This window comes from Caballeronia sp. A2-2, from assembly GCF_057612605.2.
In genome coordinates, this window is record NZ_CM172587.1 from 975,079 (window position 1) to 992,077 (window position 16,999).

The 16,999-nt window shown below is 60.0% G+C and carries 17 protein-coding genes; 8 read left to right on the plus strand and 9 right to left on the minus strand.

Annotated features, from left to right (window positions below):
• The first annotated feature begins 222 nt into the window (after nucleotides 1-222).
• Nucleotides 223-585, plus strand: coding sequence for a DUF805 domain-containing protein (locus ACZCWR_RS04675; protein ID WP_487302555.1), 363 nt, complete (start codon nucleotides 223-225; stop codon nucleotides 583-585).
• Between the two features lie 51 nt (nucleotides 586-636).
• On the opposite strand, the gene ACZCWR_RS04680 is transcribed toward ACZCWR_RS04675, so the two are convergent.
• Nucleotides 637-873 (minus strand): hypothetical protein, encoded by a 237-nt coding sequence (locus tag ACZCWR_RS04680; protein WP_487302556.1) that lies wholly within the window; start codon nucleotides 871-873, stop codon nucleotides 637-639.
• Here ACZCWR_RS04680 and ACZCWR_RS04685 point away from each other — a divergent pair.
• The 5 genes from ACZCWR_RS04685 (at nucleotide 854) to ACZCWR_RS04705 (ending at nucleotide 4,988) form a co-directional block, all read left to right on the plus strand.
• Nucleotides 854-2,314, plus strand: a complete 1,461-nt coding sequence (locus ACZCWR_RS04685) for a catalase (protein ID WP_487302557.1) — start codon at nucleotides 854-856, stop codon at nucleotides 2,312-2,314. The two genes, ACZCWR_RS04680 and ACZCWR_RS04685, sit on opposite strands and share 20 nt — an antisense overlap.
• Entirely contained in the window at nucleotides 2,311-2,448 is a 138-nt protein-coding gene (locus ACZCWR_RS04690) for a hypothetical protein (protein ID WP_487302558.1), read from the plus strand. The genes ACZCWR_RS04685 and ACZCWR_RS04690 overlap by 4 nt, the downstream gene beginning before the upstream one ends.
• Before the next feature lie 131 nt (nucleotides 2,449-2,579).
• Entirely contained in the window at nucleotides 2,580-3,068 is a 489-nt protein-coding gene (locus tag ACZCWR_RS04695) for a Dps family protein (RefSeq protein WP_487302559.1), read from the plus strand.
• A 114-nt stretch (nucleotides 3,069-3,182) separates the two neighbouring features.
• Nucleotides 3,183-4,043, plus strand: coding sequence for a 4-hydroxybenzoate octaprenyltransferase (gene ubiA / locus ACZCWR_RS04700; protein ID WP_487302560.1), 861 nt, complete (start codon nucleotides 3,183-3,185; stop codon nucleotides 4,041-4,043).
• A 126-nt stretch (nucleotides 4,044-4,169) separates the two neighbouring features.
• A complete protein-coding gene (locus tag ACZCWR_RS04705; RefSeq protein WP_487302561.1) occupies nucleotides 4,170-4,988 on the plus strand; it encodes an FkbM family methyltransferase in 819 nt (272 codons plus the stop codon).
• 4 nt (nucleotides 4,989-4,992) lie between these two features.
• Here ACZCWR_RS04705 and proC read toward each other — a convergent pair whose 3' ends face one another.
• The 6 genes from proC to ACZCWR_RS04735 all read right to left on the minus strand — a co-directional run bounded on the left by proC (nucleotide 4,993) and on the right by ACZCWR_RS04735 (nucleotide 12,087).
• Complete coding sequence (gene proC / locus ACZCWR_RS04710; RefSeq protein ID WP_487302562.1) at nucleotides 4,993-5,805, minus strand: pyrroline-5-carboxylate reductase; 813 nt, start codon at nucleotides 5,803-5,805, stop codon at nucleotides 4,993-4,995.
• Between the two features lie 19 nt (nucleotides 5,806-5,824).
• Entirely contained in the window at nucleotides 5,825-6,520 is a 696-nt protein-coding gene (locus ACZCWR_RS04715) for a YggS family pyridoxal phosphate-dependent enzyme (protein ID WP_487302563.1), read from the minus strand.
• A gap of 45 nt (nucleotides 6,521-6,565) precedes the next feature.
• Nucleotides 6,566-7,792 carry a glycolate oxidase subunit GlcF gene (gene glcF, locus ACZCWR_RS04720; RefSeq protein WP_487302564.1) on the minus strand — a complete coding sequence of 409 codons (1,227 nt, stop codon included), beginning with the start codon at nucleotides 7,790-7,792 and terminating at the stop codon, nucleotides 6,566-6,568.
• An 18-nt stretch (nucleotides 7,793-7,810) separates the two neighbouring features.
• The gene (gene glcE / locus ACZCWR_RS04725) at nucleotides 7,811-8,899 is read right to left on the minus strand and encodes a glycolate oxidase subunit GlcE (RefSeq protein ID WP_487302565.1); all 1,089 of its coding nucleotides are present in this window, start codon (nucleotides 8,897-8,899) and stop codon (nucleotides 7,811-7,813) included.
• A 119-nt stretch (nucleotides 8,900-9,018) separates the two neighbouring features.
• Nucleotides 9,019-10,575, minus strand: coding sequence for an FAD-linked oxidase C-terminal domain-containing protein (locus ACZCWR_RS04730; RefSeq protein ID WP_487302566.1), 1,557 nt, complete (start codon nucleotides 10,573-10,575; stop codon nucleotides 9,019-9,021).
• Between the two features lie 93 nt (nucleotides 10,576-10,668).
• Nucleotides 10,669-12,087 (minus strand): FAD-binding oxidoreductase, encoded by a 1,419-nt coding sequence (locus ACZCWR_RS04735; RefSeq protein ID WP_487302567.1) that lies wholly within the window; start codon nucleotides 12,085-12,087, stop codon nucleotides 10,669-10,671.
• Between the two features lie 179 nt (nucleotides 12,088-12,266).
• Here ACZCWR_RS04735 and ACZCWR_RS04740 point away from each other — a divergent pair, with 179 nt between their 5' ends.
• The gene (locus ACZCWR_RS04740; protein WP_487302568.1) at nucleotides 12,267-12,830 is read left to right on the plus strand and encodes a cob(I)yrinic acid a,c-diamide adenosyltransferase; all 564 of its coding nucleotides are present in this window, start codon (nucleotides 12,267-12,269) and stop codon (nucleotides 12,828-12,830) included.
• 174 nt (nucleotides 12,831-13,004) lie between these two features.
• A complete protein-coding gene (locus ACZCWR_RS04745) occupies nucleotides 13,005-13,919 on the plus strand; it encodes a DUF6414 family protein (RefSeq protein ID WP_487302569.1) in 915 nt (304 codons plus the stop codon).
• 80 nt (nucleotides 13,920-13,999) lie between these two features.
• On the opposite strand, the gene aroG is transcribed toward ACZCWR_RS04745, so the two are convergent.
• Nucleotides 14,000-15,073, minus strand: coding sequence for a 3-deoxy-7-phosphoheptulonate synthase AroG (gene aroG, locus ACZCWR_RS04750; protein WP_487302570.1), 1,074 nt, complete (start codon nucleotides 15,071-15,073; stop codon nucleotides 14,000-14,002).
• Nucleotides 15,074-15,415: 342 nt separating this feature from the next.
• On the minus strand, nucleotides 15,416-16,882 hold the full coding sequence (gene tldD / locus ACZCWR_RS04755) for a metalloprotease TldD (protein ID WP_487302571.1): 1,467 nt from the start codon (nucleotides 16,880-16,882) through the stop codon (nucleotides 15,416-15,418).
• Between the last annotated feature and the right edge of the window lie 117 nt (nucleotides 16,883-16,999).

Here is a 16,999-nt window from a genome sequence, read left to right on the forward strand (position 1 = left end):
TGCCTGAGCTGATTTGAAGAAAGCCGCGTTTCCGATTGGAACGCGGCTTTTTTGCATGCCGAGCCGGGCATTTGTCGGCTTGACTCGTCCTTAGATCCCCCGAGTCTTCGTAGCTTTTTGTAAAGCCTGCGTTAAAGCAATCATCCAACCTACGTATGCGCCCTAAAATCGCGCCCCCGCCTGGTTCGTCCGGGCTATTACAACGTAAGTTAGGAATAGAAGATGGGCTTTTTCGAGGCGGCACGCGTCGCGCTTTTCCAGAAGTACGCGACCTTTCAAGGGCGCGCTAGTCGCTCCGAATTCTGGAAGTTCTACCTGTTCATTTTCGTGGTGAACATTGCTCTGGACATTTACGTCGGTGTCGAGGGCATATCGTTGGGCACTCTGACGCTTCTCTTTGCATTTTTACTTCTGACGATCCTCCCGAGTTTGGCTTGCACGGTACGTCGCTTGCACGACACCGACCGCTCGGGCTGGTGGCTGCTTATTTCGTTCGTACCGGTCTTGGGAATGTTGCTGATCGTTTGGATGTTCCATCGAGGCACCCTCGGAACCAACCGCTTCGGCGAAGACCCGGTTGCGTAACACGTTCAACAAGCCGCCTCCGGGCGGCCTTTTTATGCCCTCCGCTATCGATTAGATAAAATTAATCGAATTATAATTTTCGATAGCGTTAGGTAGGATTTGCCTCATTGACCGCGCAGCAAGTGCTGCATCGACGAGGACGCCATGCCCCCAATCTCCACCATGAACTGGACCGAACTGCGCCACCTCGCGCTCGACGTTCTCGCCAGCTTCGCCCGCATCGCCGTCTAGCCGCCCATACATCCACAACGAGAACAGGACCATCACCATGACGAACGAACGACTCACGACCGCAGCCGGCGCACCGGTCGGCGACAATCAGAACTCGCAAACCGCCGGCCCGCGCGGCCCGGTCACCTTGCAGGACTTCTGGCTGCTGGAAAAGCTCGCGCATTTCGACCGCGAAGTGATTCCCGAGCGCCGCGTGCATGCGAAGGGTTCGGGCGCATTCGGCACCTTGCGCGTGACGCACGACATTTCGCGCTACACGAAGGCGAAGCTGTTCGCGGAAGTCGGCCGAGAAACGCCGATGTTCATGCGCTTCTCAACCGTAGCAGGCGAACGCGGCGCGGCCGATGCCGAACGCGACGTGCGCGGCTTCTCCATCAAGTTCTACACGGAAGAAGGCAACTGGGACATCGTCGGCAACAACACGCCGGTGTTCTTCATTCGCGATCCGCTCAAGTTTCCCGACTTCATCCACACGCAGAAACGCGATCCGTACACCAACATGCGCAGCAATATCGCGGCGTGGGATTTCTGGGAGCGTCATCCCGAATCGCTGCATCAGGTGACGATTTTGATGAGCGACCGCGGCATCCCGAAGAATTATCGGCAGATGCACGGCTTCGGTTCGCACACGTTCTCGTTCATCAACGCGGAAGACGAGCGCTTCTACGTGAAGTTCCACTTCAAGTCGCAGCAGCCGGTCGAGAACTACACCGACGCCGAAGCCGCCGCCGTGATCGCGAACGACCGCGAAAGCGCGCAACGCGATCTGGTCGATAACATCGATGCAGGCAACTTCCCGCGCTGGAATTTCCGCATTCAGGTGATGACCGAGGAGCAAGCCGCGCGTTCGGCCATGAACCCGTTCGATGTCACGAAGGTCTGGCCGCACAAGGACTATCCGCTGATCGATGTCGGCACGATCGAGCTGAACCGCAACGCGCGCAATTACTTCGCGGAGGTGGAGCAGGCCGCGTTCACGCCCGCGAACGTGGTGCCGGGCATCGGCTTTTCGCCGGACCGGCTGTTGCAGGGGCGCTTGTTCTCTTATGGCGATACGCAGCGCTATCGGCTGGGTATCAACCATCACCAGATTCCGGTGAACGCGCCGCGTGTGCCGGTCGCGAATCCGTTTCATCGCGATGGCGCGATGCGCACCGACGGCAATCTCGGCAGCCGCGTGAACTACGAGCCGAACCGCTTCGGCGAATTCGCGCAGGACGCCCGCGTGAACGAGCCGCCGCTCGCGGCGGGTGCGGTGCATCGCTACGATCATCGTGAGGACGACGACTACTACAGCCAGCCCGCCGCGCTGTTCCGTCTGTTCGATGAAGCGCAGCGCGCGCGGTTGTTCGGCAATATCGCGCGGCATATTCACGGCGTGCCGGATGACATCGTCGCGCGGCAGATCGAGCATTTCCGGCGTATCGATCCGGCCTACGCGCAAGGCGTTATCGATGCGCTCGCGAAGCTCGGCCAAACGATGGAGATGACATCATGAGCACCATCGAAGCAGCCGTGCAGCGCATCGATGCATCGAGCCGCGCGGCCTCGCACGGCGTGCGAGTGGTCATCGCGTTCGGCATCGTGGCGGCGTGTTACGGGCTGATCGTCGCGGGCGGTGTCATCGTTTGATACCGTGCAGCCGCGATGAATCCGCCCACTATCTACGTTAAACTGGCGAACGCTTAAAAGCAGGACGCGCAGCGTCGTGACGTGGCTTCGCGCGGCGCGCGCATCGTTCGAAACACTCTCACGGAGTCATCATGGCGAAGAAAGGCAACGCACCTGCCGTCAATATCGGCATCAGCGACAAGGACCGAAAAAAGATCGCGGACGGTCTGTCACGGCTTCTGGCGGACACCTACACGCTGTACCTCAAGACGCACAACTTCCACTGGAACGTCACGGGTCCGATGTTCAACACGCTGCATCTGATGTTCGAGACGCAGTACAACGAACTCGCGCTTGCGGTGGATTCGATCGCGGAACGCATCCGCGCGCTCGGCGTGCACGCACCGGGCAGCTACAAGGACTTCGCGAAGCTCTCGTCGATTCCGGAAGCGGAAGGTGTTCCGGCCGCCGAAGAAATGATCCGCCAGTTGGTGGAAGGCCAGGAAGCCGTGGTGCGCACGGCGCGCGCAATCTTCCCGTCGACGGAAGCCGCCAACGACGAACCGACCGCCGACCTGCTCACGCAGCGCATGCAGACGCACGAAAAAACCGCGTGGATGTTGCGCGCGATGCTTGCCTGATTCAACTCTTGCTTCCAAAGAACCCCGCTTCCACGCGGGGTTTTTGCTTCTGGGGCCATTCTTGCCTGCTGCTCTAAAATAGGCACACTAAGATTCTCCGCCCCGATGGCCGCCATGCTCGCCCGACTCCCGCTCTACATGCGCCTGGTGCGCCTCGATAAACCCATCGGCAGCTTGCTGTTGCTGTGGCCGACGCTCAACGCGCTGTGGATTGCATCGAACGGCCGTCCTTCGCCGATGCTGCTCGTCATCTTCATTCTCGGCACCTTGCTGATGCGTTCCGCCGGTTGCGCGATCAACGACTACGCCGACCGCGACTTCGACCGCCATGTGAAGCGCACCGCCGAACGGCCGATCACGTCCGGCAAGATCCGCGCGTGGGAAGCGGTGGCGCTCGCGGCGGCGTTGTCGCTCGTGGCGTTTCTGCTGATCTTGCCGCTCAACACGCTGACCAAGGAGTTGTCGGTCTTCGCGCTGTTCGTCGCGGGTTCGTATCCGTTCACCAAGCGCTTCTTTGCGATTCCGCAGGCGTATCTCGGCATCGCGTTCGGTTTCGGCATTCCGATGGCCTTCGCCGCCGTGCAGAACCATGTGCCGATGCTCGCGTGGATCATGCTGATCGCGAACGTGTTCTGGTCCGTCGCCTACGATACCGAATACGCCATGGTCGATCGCGATGACGACATCAGGATCGGCATTCGTACATCGGCGCTGACGTTTGGGCGTTTCGATGTGGCCGCCGTCATGCTGTGTTATGCCGCGACGCTCGCGATTTACGTGGGCATTGGCATCGTGCTGAATTTTGGGTGGGTGTACTGGCTGGGCTGGCTCGGCGCGGCGGGGTGCGCGGTGTACCACTACGGGTTGATTCGCCACCGCGAGCGCATGGCGTGCTTTGCCGCGTTCAAACATAACAACTGGCTGGGCGGGGCGTTGTTCGTGGGCATTGCGCTGCATTACGCGTGGTTGTCCTGAACGCGTGCGGCGGCGGTTGTTTCGCCGCGTGAATTTCGCAGGCGAATTTATGACCTTTTTAAGCGTTGCCTTAATGGGAGGCGTGCGTCAAACTTCGACTCCACTTTCCACCGTTATCCTGAACAAATGGTATTGCCCGCACGTCCGGTCGCTTTCGTACTCGTCGCATCCAATCATGGCACGATGATCGTCAATCGCAACGATCACGCCGGTTCGGGTGTTTATGCATTTGGCGTCGGGCATCAGCTTCTGACTAAATCGGGCTTCGACGAAAGCGAAATTCGCTTTGCCCTTGCGATACTTTCCCTGCGCCGCCAGCATTTCGGGGATGGCGTCTTCGCGCTGGATGGCGGCGCGAATATCGGTGCGCATTCGATCGAATGGGCGCGGCACATGCATGGCTGGGGCCGCGTGCTCGGCTTCGAGGCGCAGGAGATCGTGTATTACGCGCTGGCCGGCAATCTCGCGATCAACAATTGCCTCAACGCGCGCGTGAAACTCGCGGCGTTGGGTAGCTCGATTGGCGAGCTTTCGATTCCACAGCCGGATTACCATTCGGCCGGAAGTTTCGGCAGTCTGGAATTGCGGCAGAGCGAGAGCAATCAGGCCATCGGCCAGCCGATTTCCTACGACGTCGAAACGATGGTCACCGTGCCGATGGTCACCGTCGATTCATTGAAGCTAGAACGCCTCGATTTCTTCAAGCTCGATATCGAAGGCATGGAACTCGAAGCACTTGAAGGCGCGCGCGAAACCCTTCGCCGATGCAAACCCGTGCTGCTCGTCGAATTCCTGAAGACGGGCGAGACGCCTATCAGGGAAGCGCTCGCCGAACTCGGCTACGACACCTTCTATTCGGTCGATCCCAACGTGCTCGCCATTCACGCCGACGATCCGCTGAAGCAGCATATCGTCGAGCGCGACGGCATGGTGTTGATCGTCTGAGTCTTCAGGCTGCGCCGAACTCGTCGCCCATCTCTTTCGCGCGTGCCTGCGCCGCCAGCGCGCCGCGCACGATGGCGTCCTTCACGCCCTGCGCATCGAACGATGCCAGCGCCGCCGCCGTCGTGCCGCCCTTCGATGTCACGCGTTCTCGCAACACGCTCGCCGGTTCGTCGGACTGCGCCGCGAGTTGCGCCGCGCCGGTGAAGGTCGCGACCGCGAGCGCGCGGCCTTGCTGCTCGTCCATGCCGAGTTGACGCGCCGCTTCCTGCATCGCTTCGATGAAATAGAACACGTAGGCCGGGCCGCTGCCGGAAATGGCGGTGACGGCATCGAGCTTTGCTTCGTCGTCGAACCAGACGGCGGTGCCGACGGCTTCGAGCACGCGGCTGGCCAGTGCCTTGGCTTCATCGGTGACACCGGCAAGTGCGGCCAAACCCGTCACGCCCATGCCGATCAACGCGGGCGTGTTCGGCATGGTGCGCACGACTTGCGTGTAGCCATTCAGCCAGCGCGACAGATCGCTCGCGCGAATACCCGCCGCGATGCTGATGACCGTTTGCTTCGACAGATGCGGCTCAAGCGCTTCGGCCACGCTTCGGAGCACTTGCGGTTTCACGGCAAGCACGATGGCATCGAATTCCTTGAGCGTTGCATCGATTGCCGCGCCGGTGCGGATGCCGAACTGCTTCGCCGTGCGAGCGCGCGCTGCATCGTCGATATCGATGGCATAAATATCCGCAGGCGACGTGCCGCGCTTGATGAGTCCGCCGATAAGCGCCGCGGCCATGTTGCCGCCGCCGATGAATGCAATTTTCATGATGATGTTTGGAGTATGTTCAGTGCGAATAATCCCGCGCGCCGAAGATCGCGGTGCCGATGCGAACCATCGTCGCGCCTTCGAGCACGGCGGCTTCGAGATCGGCGGACATGCCCATCGAGAGTGTGTCGAGGTCGAGGCCGTCGCTGCGTAACGTGTTCATGAGTTCGCGCAGACGTGCGTGCGGCACGCGTTGTTCGTCGAGCGTGGCGGCGGGTTCGGGAATCGCCATGAGCCCGCGCAGACGCAAACCGGGGAGGGCGGCGACCGCGTGCGCGAGCGAAGCGGCTTCGTCCGGAACAACACCGCTTTTTGAATCTTCGCCGCTTACGTTCACCTGAATGCAGACGTTCAGCGCGGGCGCACCGTCCGGGCGTTGCGCCGACAGCCGTTCAGCGATCTTCAACCGATCGATTGAATGCACCCAGTCGAACTGCTCCGCGACCACCTTCGTCTTGTTCGATTGCAGCGGCCCGATGAAATGCCATTCGATCTCGCCGCGCAAATCGCCCAGTTCCGCGATCTTCGCGATGCCTTCCTGCACGTAGTTCTCGCCGAACGCGCGCTGACCGGCATCGAAGGCGGCGCGTACATCGCCGGCGGGAAAGGTCTTGGAGACAGCGAGCAGCGTCACGGACGACGGATCGCGCGAGGCACTTCCCGCTGCCTGCGCGATACGTTGCCGGACTTCTTCCAGATGTTGAGCGATGGACATGCGTCGAACGACCGTGAGAACGATCCGGCCATTATACGAAGCGCATCAACCGTAGATCAGATGTTCGACGAGCTGAATCCAGTGCGTGACCGGCGTGGACGTGCCGCTCTGCAAATGCGCGATGCAGCCGACATTCGCCGACACGATCAACTGCGGCTCCGTTTTCTCCAGCCGGTCGAGCTTCTGATTGCGCAGCGTGTACGAGAGCTTCGGCTGCAACACCGAATACGTGCCCGCCGAACCGCAACACAGATGACTGTCCGCAGGCAGACGCACTTCCAGCCCGAGCGTGGTCAGCAATTGCTCGATGCGTCCGCGAATCTGCTGGCCGTGCTGCAAAGTGCAGGGCGGGTGATACGCGACGGTATGCACCGCGCGCCGCCGAGCCAGCGCCGTGAGTTCTTCCTCGAACGCGGGCAGGATTTCCGCCAGATCGCGCGTCAGATCGACAATCCGCTGCGCCTTCTCCGCGTACTTCGGATCATGCCGCAGCAAGTGCGCGTATTCCTTCACCGTCGCGCCGCAGCCCGACGCGTTCATGACGATCGCCTCCACACCCTTTTCGACGTACGGCCACCACGCGTCGATGTTGTTGCGCACATCGTCGAGCGCGTCGTCGTTGTAGCCGAGATGCAGACGGATCGCGCCGCAGCAGCCCGCATCCGGCGCGGTGACGATCTCCACGCCGAGCGCATCGAACACGCGGGCGGTGGCGGTGTTGACGTTGGGCATCATCGCCGGTTGCACGCAGCCGGAGAGCATCAGCATCTTGCGCGTGTGCTTGCCGGTGGCGGGCGCGAGCGGCTTTTCCGGCATCGGAATCTTCGCGCGCAGCTTGCGCGGCAGGAAGCTGCGGAACTGCTGGCCGAGCTTCATGGCGGGCGTGAAGATCGTGCTGTTCGGCAGAATGCTCGCGAGCAATCGGCGCTGAATGCGCTGCATCAGCGGACGCTCGACCTTTTCCTCGACGACCTTGCGCCCGATCTCGACCAGCCGCCCGTATTGCACGCCGGAAGGGCAGGTGCTTTCGCAATTGCGGCAAGTGAGGCAGCGATCCAGATGCAGTTGCGTGCTGCGCGTGACGGGTGCGCCTTCCAGCATCTGCTTCATCAGATAGATGCGGCCGCGCGGCCCGTCCAGTTCGTCGCCGAGCAGTTGATACGTTGGACAGGTCGCGGTGCAGAAACCGCAATGCACGCATTTGCGCAGGATGGAATCGGCTTCGTCGCCGTCTGCGGTGCCGCGAATGAAATCGGCGAGATTGGTTTGCATCGCGTTGTCGGTGGACGATCAGAAGTCGGGATAAAGCCGCGCGCGGTTGAAGACGCGCGCCGGATCGAAGGCCGTCTTCAGCCCGCGATGAATCTTCATGAGCGGCGCGGGCAGCGGCGTGAACACACCGGCATGGCGGTCGTAGGCGGAACCCGCGCGAAAGATCGTCGCGTGCCCGCCCGCTTGCTTCGCGCTGATGCGCACGGTCTGCGGATCGGTATCGGTGATCCACCAGCGTTGCGCGCCGCCCCATTCCATCAACTGCGCGCCCGGCAGATGCAGCGGCTCCGCAATCGACGGCAACGCCAGCCGCCACAACGCCGAACGCGGCTCGATGACCGCGAAGAACGGATCGGTTTGTTCGCGCAGGCCGATCCAGAAACGGTCGGCTTCCACGGCATCGACTACTTCGCCGCCCAGCGATGCGCGCGCCGATTTCACGGCGGCTTCCGCGCCCGCCAGACGCAGCGCCAGCGTGCCATCTCGCCACGCGCTTCCGGTGATCGGCAGCGGATGCCCGCCCCATTCGTTGAGCTTGCGCACGCCATCGGTCGCGTGCATGTCGAACTTGAGCGTGGCTTCGGCGACCGGACGCGGCAGCACCTTGATCGACAGTTCGAGAATCAGTCCGAGCGTGCCGAGCGACCCCGCGAGCAGCCGCGAGACATCGTAGCCCGCGACGTTCTTCACCACCTGACCGCCGAAATGCAGCACCTTGCCGTGCCCGTTCATCACGACCGCGCCGAGCACGAAATCGCGCGGCGCGCCGGTCCACGCGCGACGCGGCCCGGATAAACCCGCCGCGATGCAGCCGCCCAGCGTCGCGCCGCGCCCGAAATGCGGCGGCTCGAACGGCAGCATTTGATCGTGCTCGCGCAGTTTCGCTTCGATCTCGGCGAGCGGCGTGCCGCTTCGCGCGGTAATCACCAGTTCCGCCGGATCGTATTCGATGATGCCCCGATGCCCGCGCGTGTCGAGAATCTCGCCCTGCAGCGTCTGACCGTACCAGTCTTTCGTGCCGCCGCCCCGGATGCGCAGCATCGTGCCGCTTTCCGTGGCCCGCGCGATTCTCTCCGACCAGCCGGCGACGATGTCGTCCTGTTCCATGATGTCCCGCTCACATATTCGTCTTGTGATTTTCTACGGCTGTCCGGACGATTGTACTGGCCGCTTAACGGCGCAATACCCGGTGAAACGTGGATAGCGGAACGCGTGCGCCAACAAAATCAAAAGCGCGGCAACTCCGGATGCGGAAGCAGCCCGCCGCGAATATGCATCTTGCCGTATTCGGCGCAACGCGCGCGCGTCGGAATACCCTTGTCCGGATTGAGCAGGCCGGGCGGATCGAACGCGCGTTTCACCGCGAAGAACGTATCGCGCTCTTCCGGCGAGAATTGCACGCACATCGAATTGATTTTTTCGATGCCCACGCCATGCTCGCCCGTCACCGTGCCGCCCAGTTCCACGCACGCTTCGAGAATGTCGCAGCCGAACGCCTCCGCGCGATGCCATTCGTCCAGATCGTTGCCATTGAACAGAATGAGCGGATGCATGTTGCCATCGCCCGCATGGAACACGTTGATGCAGCGCAGTGCGTACTTTTCCTCCATCTGCTCGATGCGCTTCAACAGCGGCCCGATGGAGCGGCGCGGCACCGTGCCGTCCATGCAGTAATAGTCGGGCGAAATGCGTCCGGCGGCGGGAAATGCGTTCTTGCGGCCAGACCAGAACTTGAGCCGTTCGCTTTCCGAGCGCGATATCTGAATGCGCGATGCACCGAACTCCCGCAACACCGCCGTCATGCGGACGATTTCCTCGGCCACTTCGTCGTGCGTGCCGTCCGATTCGCACAGCAGGATGGCGGCGGCGTCCAGATCGTAGCCTGCCTTGACGAACTCTTCGACGGCGCGCGTCGCGGGTTTGTCCATCATTTCGAGGCCAGCGGGGATGATGCCCGCCGCGATGATCGCCGCGACCGCGTTGCCGCCTTTCACCACGTCATCGAAACTCGCCATGATGACCTGCGCGGTTTGCGGCTTCGGAATGAGCTTGACGGTGATTTCGGTCACGACCGCGAACATGCCTTCGCTGCCGATCAGCACCGCGAGCAAGTCGAGGCCGGGCGCATCCGGCGCGAGCGAGCCGAATTCGACGACATCGCCATCCATCGTCACGGCGCGGATGCGCAATACGTTGTGAACCGTGAGACCGTATTTGAGGCAATGCACGCCACCCGAATTCTCGGACACGTTGCCGCCGATCGTGCACGCAATCTGCGATGACGGGTCCGGCGCGTAGTACAACCCATAAGGCGCAGCCGCTTCCGAAATGGCGAGATTGCGCACGCCCGGTTGCACGGTGGCGGTGCGCGCATAGGGATCGACTTCGATGATCTTCCGAAACCGCGCCAGCGACACCACGATGCCGTGGCGAATCGGCATGGCGCCGCCCGACAGGCCCGTGCCCGCGCCACGCGGCACGATCGGCACATTCAGACGCGCGCAGATTTGCACGATGCGCTGAACCTGCGCTTCCGTTTCCGGCAACGCGACCGCGAGCGGCAAGCGGCGATACGCGGCGAGGCCATCGCATTCATACGCGGCGGTGTCTTCGTCGCGAAACAGCAGGCAATGGGATGGCAGCACGGCCATCAACGCCTGCACGACTTCGCGCTGGCGGACGGCGAGTTGGTCTTCCGTCAGTTCGGGCGCGTCTGCGTGCGTGTTTTCATGCGACAGATCGGGCGCAAGCTGCTCGGGCTTCAGTTCGTCGGGTGCGTTCATGTCTCCTCCCGGCGCGCGGGGCGCTCGTTCTCCGATGGGATTCCTGCGTTCATCTTACGCCCGCTGCGGCATTTCCTTCGGACGCCGCTGTATTCAATGCGTGAACGTGAAGATCTTGCCGGGGTTCATCATGTTGCGCGGATCAAGCGCGTGCTTGATGGCGCGCATCACATCGACGGTGTCCTCGCCGTGTTCTTCGACGAGAAACTGCATCTTGTGCAGCCCGACGCCGTGCTCGCCCGTGCAGGTGCCGCCCATCTTCAACGCCCGTTCGACGATGCGCCGGTTCAGCCGCTCCGCTTCTTCGAGTTCTTCGGGTTTCGCGGGATCGAGCAGCATCGCGACGTGGAAATTGCCGTCGCCCACGTGCCCGACGATCGGGCTCGGCAAATACGATGCGCGCAAATCCTGCTCCGTTTCCTCGACGCATTCCGCGAGCCGCGAGATGGGTACGCAGACATCCGTGGTGACGGCGCGGCAACCGGGCTTCAGTTGCAACATCGCGAAGAACGCGTTGTGACGCGCGTTCCACAGACGGCTGCGATCTTCGGGACGCGTGGCCCATTCGAAGTCCGTGCCGTGATTTTCCGAAGCGATTTCCTGCACCGTCTGCGCCTGTTCTAGCACGCCATTTTCCGTGCCGTGGAATTCGAAGAACAGCATCGGAGACTCGCGCAGCGTGAGGTTCGAGTGGCGGTTGATTGCCCGCACGGCGAGCGTATCGACGAATTCCACGCGTGCGATCGGCACGCCCATCTGAATGGTTTCGATGACCGCGCGCACGGCATCGCCCATCGACGGGAATGCGCAGACGGCGGCGGAAATCGCTTCCGGTTGCGGATAGAGCCGCACCGTGACTTCCGTGATGACGCCGAGCGTGCCTTCGGAGCCGACGAACAGACGCGTCAGGTCGTAGCCCGCCGACGATTTGCGCGCGCGTGTGCCGGTTTTGATGACGCGGCCGTCCGCGGTGACGACGGTCAGGCCGAGCACGTTTTCGCGCATCGTGCCGTAGCGCACGGCGTTGGTGCCCGAGGCGCGCGTCGCCGCCATGCCGCCGATGCTTGCATCCGCGCCGGGATCGATGGGGAAGAACAGGCCGGTGTCCTTCAGCGCTTCGTTCAGTTGCTTGCGCGAGATGCCGGGTTGAACGGTGACGGTGAGATCTTCCGCGTTGATCGCGATGACATCCTTCATCTCCGATACATCGACGGACACTCCGCCCTGCACCGCGAGCAGATGCCCTTCGAGCGACGAACCGTTGCCGTAGGGGATGATCGGCGTGTCGTGTTCCGCGCACAGGTTGATGATGGTCTGCACGTCCTGCGTGCTGCGGGCGTAGACGACGGCGTCCGGGAGTTGCGGATCGAACGGGGATTCGTCGCGGCCGTGGTGCTCTCTCGTCGCATGTGAAGTCGAGACGCGGTCGCCGAAATGTTCTTTGAGCGCGTCGAGCAGCGCGGCGGGGAAGGGGCGCTTTTGAAGCGCCTGATGTTCGGTCGGGTGATTCACGGTGACTCCGGGCGCGGGTGGTTTGCGCTTTGACTTTGGAAGTTCGTAGGGCGGCTAACTTATTTTACGCCGCTGGGGCGTGGGCCGCCGCTTGGGGCTTTCGCGGGCTTGGCTCGATTTTTCGGTGAGAAGGCGTGCCTATAATGGGTCGGGGTTTTATGTGATTTCAAGGAGCGATGATGGGACACCGCCTGAGCAAGATCGCCACCCGCACGGGCGATGACGGCACCACCGGACTGGGCGACGGCAGCCGCGTATCGAAGGACGATGCGCGCATCGCGGCTATCGGGGATGTGGATGAGCTGAATTCTTGTATCGGGGTTTTGTTGTGTGAGCCGATGCCTTCTGATGTGAGGGATGCGTTGACGCAGATTCAGAATGATTTGTTCGATTTAGGCGGGGAATTGTCGATTCCGGGGCATTCGATGATTACGGACGATCATCTGGCGCGGTTGGATGGGTGGTTGGAGGAGTACAACGGGACGTTGCCGCCGTTAAAGGAGTTTATTTTGCCGGGGGGGTCTAGAGCGGCGGCGCTGGCGCATGTCGCTAGGACGGTTTGTAGGCGGGCGGAGCGGGGGATTGTGACAATGGCTGACGATGGCTCAAATGATTCCGTTTACACGTCACAGCGGTTTATAAACCGCTTGTCAGATTTATTGTTCGTTCTAGCGCGTATTCTAAATGAAGCCGACGGCCATAGCGAGGTCAATTGGAAACCGAGCCGCACACAGACGACTTAAGTTTCAAGAATATTGTTCAATGACCGTTATTCTGAGGAGATATTTGACTTTATGCACTCAGAATTGTTTGAAATGTAGATTTTTGTTCATTAAAATCTAATTTCGATTTTCTGACATAGACTGTTTAAGTATCAGATGTATTCCATATCTAAGCTCAGTAAAGGCTGAAAAATTGTGAGTAATGAATCTAGAGCTTATCTGGAGCCGGTCTATTTAAACGAAAAGATGGTTTTGAATTGTGCGGCGTATGTTTTTAAGGGTGTCTCCATGGAGTCCGAGACTTCGAGCGAGATTACATCCAATAAAAAGGGGAATCTCACTTTAGGATTTAAGTTCCTGCAAACCTTTTTATCTCCGGTAAGTATTTCGGCGGATCTCGCAAGAGGAAGCACTGAGACTTTAAAGTCATCCAGACGCTACACTATGGGTGGACTTCATATGGTTCTCTTAGACGAACTAGCTGAGCGCAAGCGACTCCTTAAGACGAATGATTTGAAACAAGCGAGTCACTTTAATCACTATATCGAATTGGACGTCATCCTGCAGCCGATAGATTTCTTTTCTATCCTTGAGGCTCTGAAAGTGTCAGTTCCGCTAGTCTCGCAAGTCTTGCAGAATTTTGGTGATAAATTCAATCCCAAAATTTTCACAAAGAATATGAAATCGGAGCTTGCTAAGTACGATGCATTAATTGCAAGAATTTTGGAAGAATTGGAGTGTGATTATCTGAAATCTGGCTTGCTCGAATTGATAATGATAGACCCGGACAGTGGGCGTCAAATTGGACTTGTAGATGTCGATGTTAGCGAGCTGGAGCCTTCAGCAGTTAGAGCGAAACTGACGGGAGGACGCTTTAAAGTGATTGGTCGAGTTTCTCGTTCGATCGATAGCGGAGAAGAGATCAGCCTTGTTCAGAAGACTGTGCTTTCGTCTGTTCTGAATATCTTTGAAAGAGTGGCGCGGGTAACGAACGGTTTTGACAGCTATCGCGAAGGGATGACCGCTGCGCGCGACGTAGCTGAGAAAGTATGCCAACTCGCTCTTCCAGGCCCAGCCCTTCGCATAATGGCGATGTCTATCTGCGTTTAACTTTCCAAATTCCAGATTGGAGTGGCGCACTTGATCGACCGAGCATGAATCTTATTTTCATGCTCGGAGTTATCCGATTTCTAGTTTCCGCCGCGTCGAATGAGTCGTCTCTGCTTAATCGCATTTGACAATGCTTCGAGTACCCTCAAACTCTCCTCCCATCCAATACAAGCGTCAGTTATACTCTGACCGTAGGTCAACTCACATCCCTCGCGCAAATCCTGCCGCCCACCGACGAGGTGCGATTCAACCATCACCCCCACAATCCTCTCATCCCCCGCAGCCAACTGTCTCCCAATATCCTCACAAACCGGAATCTGATTTTCATGCTTTTTCGAGCTATTAGCATGGCTAGCATCGATCATTAACCGCGCAGCCAAACCAGCCTTCCCAATATCACTACAAGCCGCATCGACCGAAGCCGCATCGAAATTGGGCGTTTTACCACCGCGCAAAATGATATGACAATCCTCATTCCCCGCCGTGGACACAATCGCCGAATGGCCGCCTTTAGTAACAGACAAAAAATGATGCGGCTGCGACGCCGCCTTGATCGCATCGACAGCGATTTTCACATTCCCATCCGTGCCATTCTTGAACCCGACCGGACACGACAACCCCGAAGCCAATTCCCGATGCACCTGTGACTCCGTAGTCCGCGCTCCAATCGCTCCCCACGAAATAAGATCGGCAATATACTGCGGCGAAATCATGTCGAGATACTCAGTGCCCGCAGGCAATCCCATCTCATTGATATTCATCAGCAGTTCACGCGCCGCGCGCAAACCGTCGTTGATCTTGAAGCTGTTATCCATATACGGATCGTTAATCAGCCCCTTCCACCCAACGGTAGTACGCGGCTTTTCGAAATACACGCGCATCACGATCTCAAGCTCGCCGGCAAACCGCTTGCGCTGCTCCAGCAACCGTCCCGCGTACTCCATCGCCGCCTTCGGATCATGAATCGAGCACGGGCCGATGATCACGATCAACCGGTCATCCATCCCATGCAGAATGCGATGCATCGACTGCCGCGCGTTATAGATCAGCTCGGAAACGCCTTCAGCGCAGGGAAATTCGCGGATCAAGTGCGCCGGCGGCGTTAGTTCTTTCAACTCGCGGATACGGACATCATCGGTATTGTGCGGGGGCATTTCGGTTCTCCAACAGTCTTCGTTCTGATCAAAGCCAACAAGCCAAAGGCGAAAAAAAACCGCCAGACTCGCTGGCGGTTTTTCGGGAATTCGGTTTTTTAAGACCTACGACTCACCCTCTCTATCCGCCAGCGGCTTGAGATGCCAAAAGAAATAAGAATAAAACTTGGCGGACATGGCGGTTCGAAAAAAGCAAAAGGTCAAAAAAGGTTGACTGCCTTTATAACCGCAAACACGCGGCGCTGGCAAGTCGTCATGCATGAAAACGCGGGAAATCCGCACCGGGCCAGTCTCAACGAACAAACGCATCGACAGACCATGCGGAATCCCCGCACATCAAACTCAACCCGTCCCGCCCACCGTCATCTTCTCGATGCGCAACGTCGGCTGACCCACGCCCACCGGCACGCTCTGGCCTTCCTTGCCGCATACGCCCACGCCGCTGTCGAGACGCATGTCGTTGCCGATCATCGTCACGTACTTGAGCGATTCCGGGCCGCTGCCGATCAGCGTTGCGCCCTTCACGGCATACGTGATCTTGCCGTCCTCGATCATGTACGCCTCGGACGCCGAGAACACGAACTTGCCGTTGGTGATATCGACCTGACCGCCGCCGAAATTCACCGCGTACAGGCCGTTCTTGACCGACTCCAGAATCTCCTTCGGGTCCTTGTCGCCGTTGAGCATGTACGTGTTGGTCATGCGCGGCATCGGCAGGGCGGCGTAGGATTCGCGGCGCGCGTTGCCGGTCACGGGCATCTTCATCAGACGCGCGTTGAGCGAATCCTGAATGTAACCCTTGAGGATGCCGTCCTCGATCAGCGTCGTGCACTGCGTCGGGTTACCTTCGTCGTCGATGTTCAGCGACCCGCGACGATTCGGCAGCGTGCCGTCATCCACCACGGTGACGCCTTTCGCCGCGACCTGCTCGCCGATGCGTCCCGCGAACGCCGACGACCCCTTGCGGTTGAAGTCGCCTTCCAGACCGTGCCCAACCGCCTCGTGCAGCAGCACGCCCGGCCAGCCCGGCCCGAGCACGACGGTCATCGCACCTGCCGGTGCGGGGCGCGCTTCGAGATTGACGAGCGCGGCATGCACGGCATCGTCCACGTATTTGTTGAGGATATCGTCGGTGAAATAACCGTAGTCGAAGCGGCCACCGCCGCCGCCCGAGCCGATTTCACGACGCCCGTTCTGCTCGGCGATCACCGTCACCGAGACGCGCACGAGCGGACGCACATCCGCCGCCAGCGCGCCGTCGCTGCGCGCGACCAGCACGACATCGTATTCGCCGGCGAGACCCGCCATGACTTGCGTGATGCGCGGATCGCGGCTGCGCGCCATCTGCTCGACGCGTTCCAAGAGCTTGACCTTGGCGGTGGCATCGAGCGAATGCAGCGGATCGGCGGGCAGGTAGAGATCGCGGCCCGACACGCCGGTGAGCACGCTCGCCGGTTTGATCTTGTGCTTGCCGCCGCCCGCCTTGGCGATTGCGCGCGTGGCCAGCGCGGCCTGTTTGATGGACTCGGGCGAGAGGTCGTCCGAATAGGCGAACGCGGTGCGCTCGCCCGACACGGCGCGCACGCCCACGCCCTGATCGATACTGAAACTGCCCGATTTGACGATGCCTTCCTCCAGACTCCACGCTTCGCTGCGCGTCACCTGAAAGTAGAGATCGGCGTAATCCACGCGATGCGTGAAGATGTCCGCCAGCGTGCTGACGATAAGGCCTTCGTCGAGGCCGTAGGGCGTGAGCAGCACGTCCTTCGCCGTGACCAGATTGCGGATGCCAGGTTCGATGATGTTCATGCGGTGCCTATTACGGGTACGGGTTCGGAGCGAATTATTGGATGAATCTCAGACCATTCTAAGCTTTTCGGCGATAAAGCCATGTGCGGAGAAAAAGCCGCGGATTCAAGGCCCGTC

What these genes read in the sequence shown, in the direction of transcription:
- proC (WP_487302562.1), bottom strand. Translation starts at nt 5,805, where the DNA reads ATGAAAATTGCATTCATCGGCGGCGGCAACATGGCCGCGGCGCTTATC.
- ACZCWR_RS04685 (WP_487302557.1), top strand. Translation starts at nt 854, where the DNA reads ATGACGAACGAACGACTCACGACCGCAGCCGGCGCACCGGTCGGCGAC.
- ACZCWR_RS04695 (WP_487302559.1), top strand. Translation starts at nt 2,580, where the DNA reads ATGGCGAAGAAAGGCAACGCACCTGCCGTCAATATCGGCATCAGCGAC.
- glcE (WP_487302565.1), bottom strand. Translation starts at nt 8,899, where the DNA reads ATGGAACAGGACGACATCGTCGCCGGCTGGTCGGAGAGAATCGCGCGG.
- aroG (WP_487302570.1), bottom strand. Translation starts at nt 15,073, where the DNA reads ATGCCCCCGCACAATACCGATGATGTCCGTATCCGCGAGTTGAAAGAA.
- ubiA (WP_487302560.1), top strand. Translation starts at nt 3,183, where the DNA reads ATGCTCGCCCGACTCCCGCTCTACATGCGCCTGGTGCGCCTCGATAAA.
- ACZCWR_RS04705 (WP_487302561.1), top strand. Translation starts at nt 4,170, where the DNA reads ATGGTATTGCCCGCACGTCCGGTCGCTTTCGTACTCGTCGCATCCAAT.
- tldD (WP_487302571.1), bottom strand. Translation starts at nt 16,882, where the DNA reads ATGAACATCATCGAACCTGGCATCCGCAATCTGGTCACGGCGAAGGAC.
- ACZCWR_RS04690 (WP_487302558.1), top strand. Translation starts at nt 2,311, where the DNA reads ATGAGCACCATCGAAGCAGCCGTGCAGCGCATCGATGCATCGAGCCGC.
- ACZCWR_RS04730 (WP_487302566.1), bottom strand. Translation starts at nt 10,575, where the DNA reads ATGAACGCACCCGACGAACTGAAGCCCGAGCAGCTTGCGCCCGATCTG.
- ACZCWR_RS04740 (WP_487302568.1), top strand. Translation starts at nt 12,267, where the DNA reads ATGGGACACCGCCTGAGCAAGATCGCCACCCGCACGGGCGATGACGGC.
- ACZCWR_RS04675 (WP_487302555.1), top strand. Translation starts at nt 223, where the DNA reads ATGGGCTTTTTCGAGGCGGCACGCGTCGCGCTTTTCCAGAAGTACGCG.
- glcF (WP_487302564.1), bottom strand. Translation starts at nt 7,792, where the DNA reads ATGCAAACCAATCTCGCCGATTTCATTCGCGGCACCGCAGACGGCGAC.
- ACZCWR_RS04715 (WP_487302563.1), bottom strand. Translation starts at nt 6,520, where the DNA reads ATGTCCATCGCTCAACATCTGGAAGAAGTCCGGCAACGTATCGCGCAG.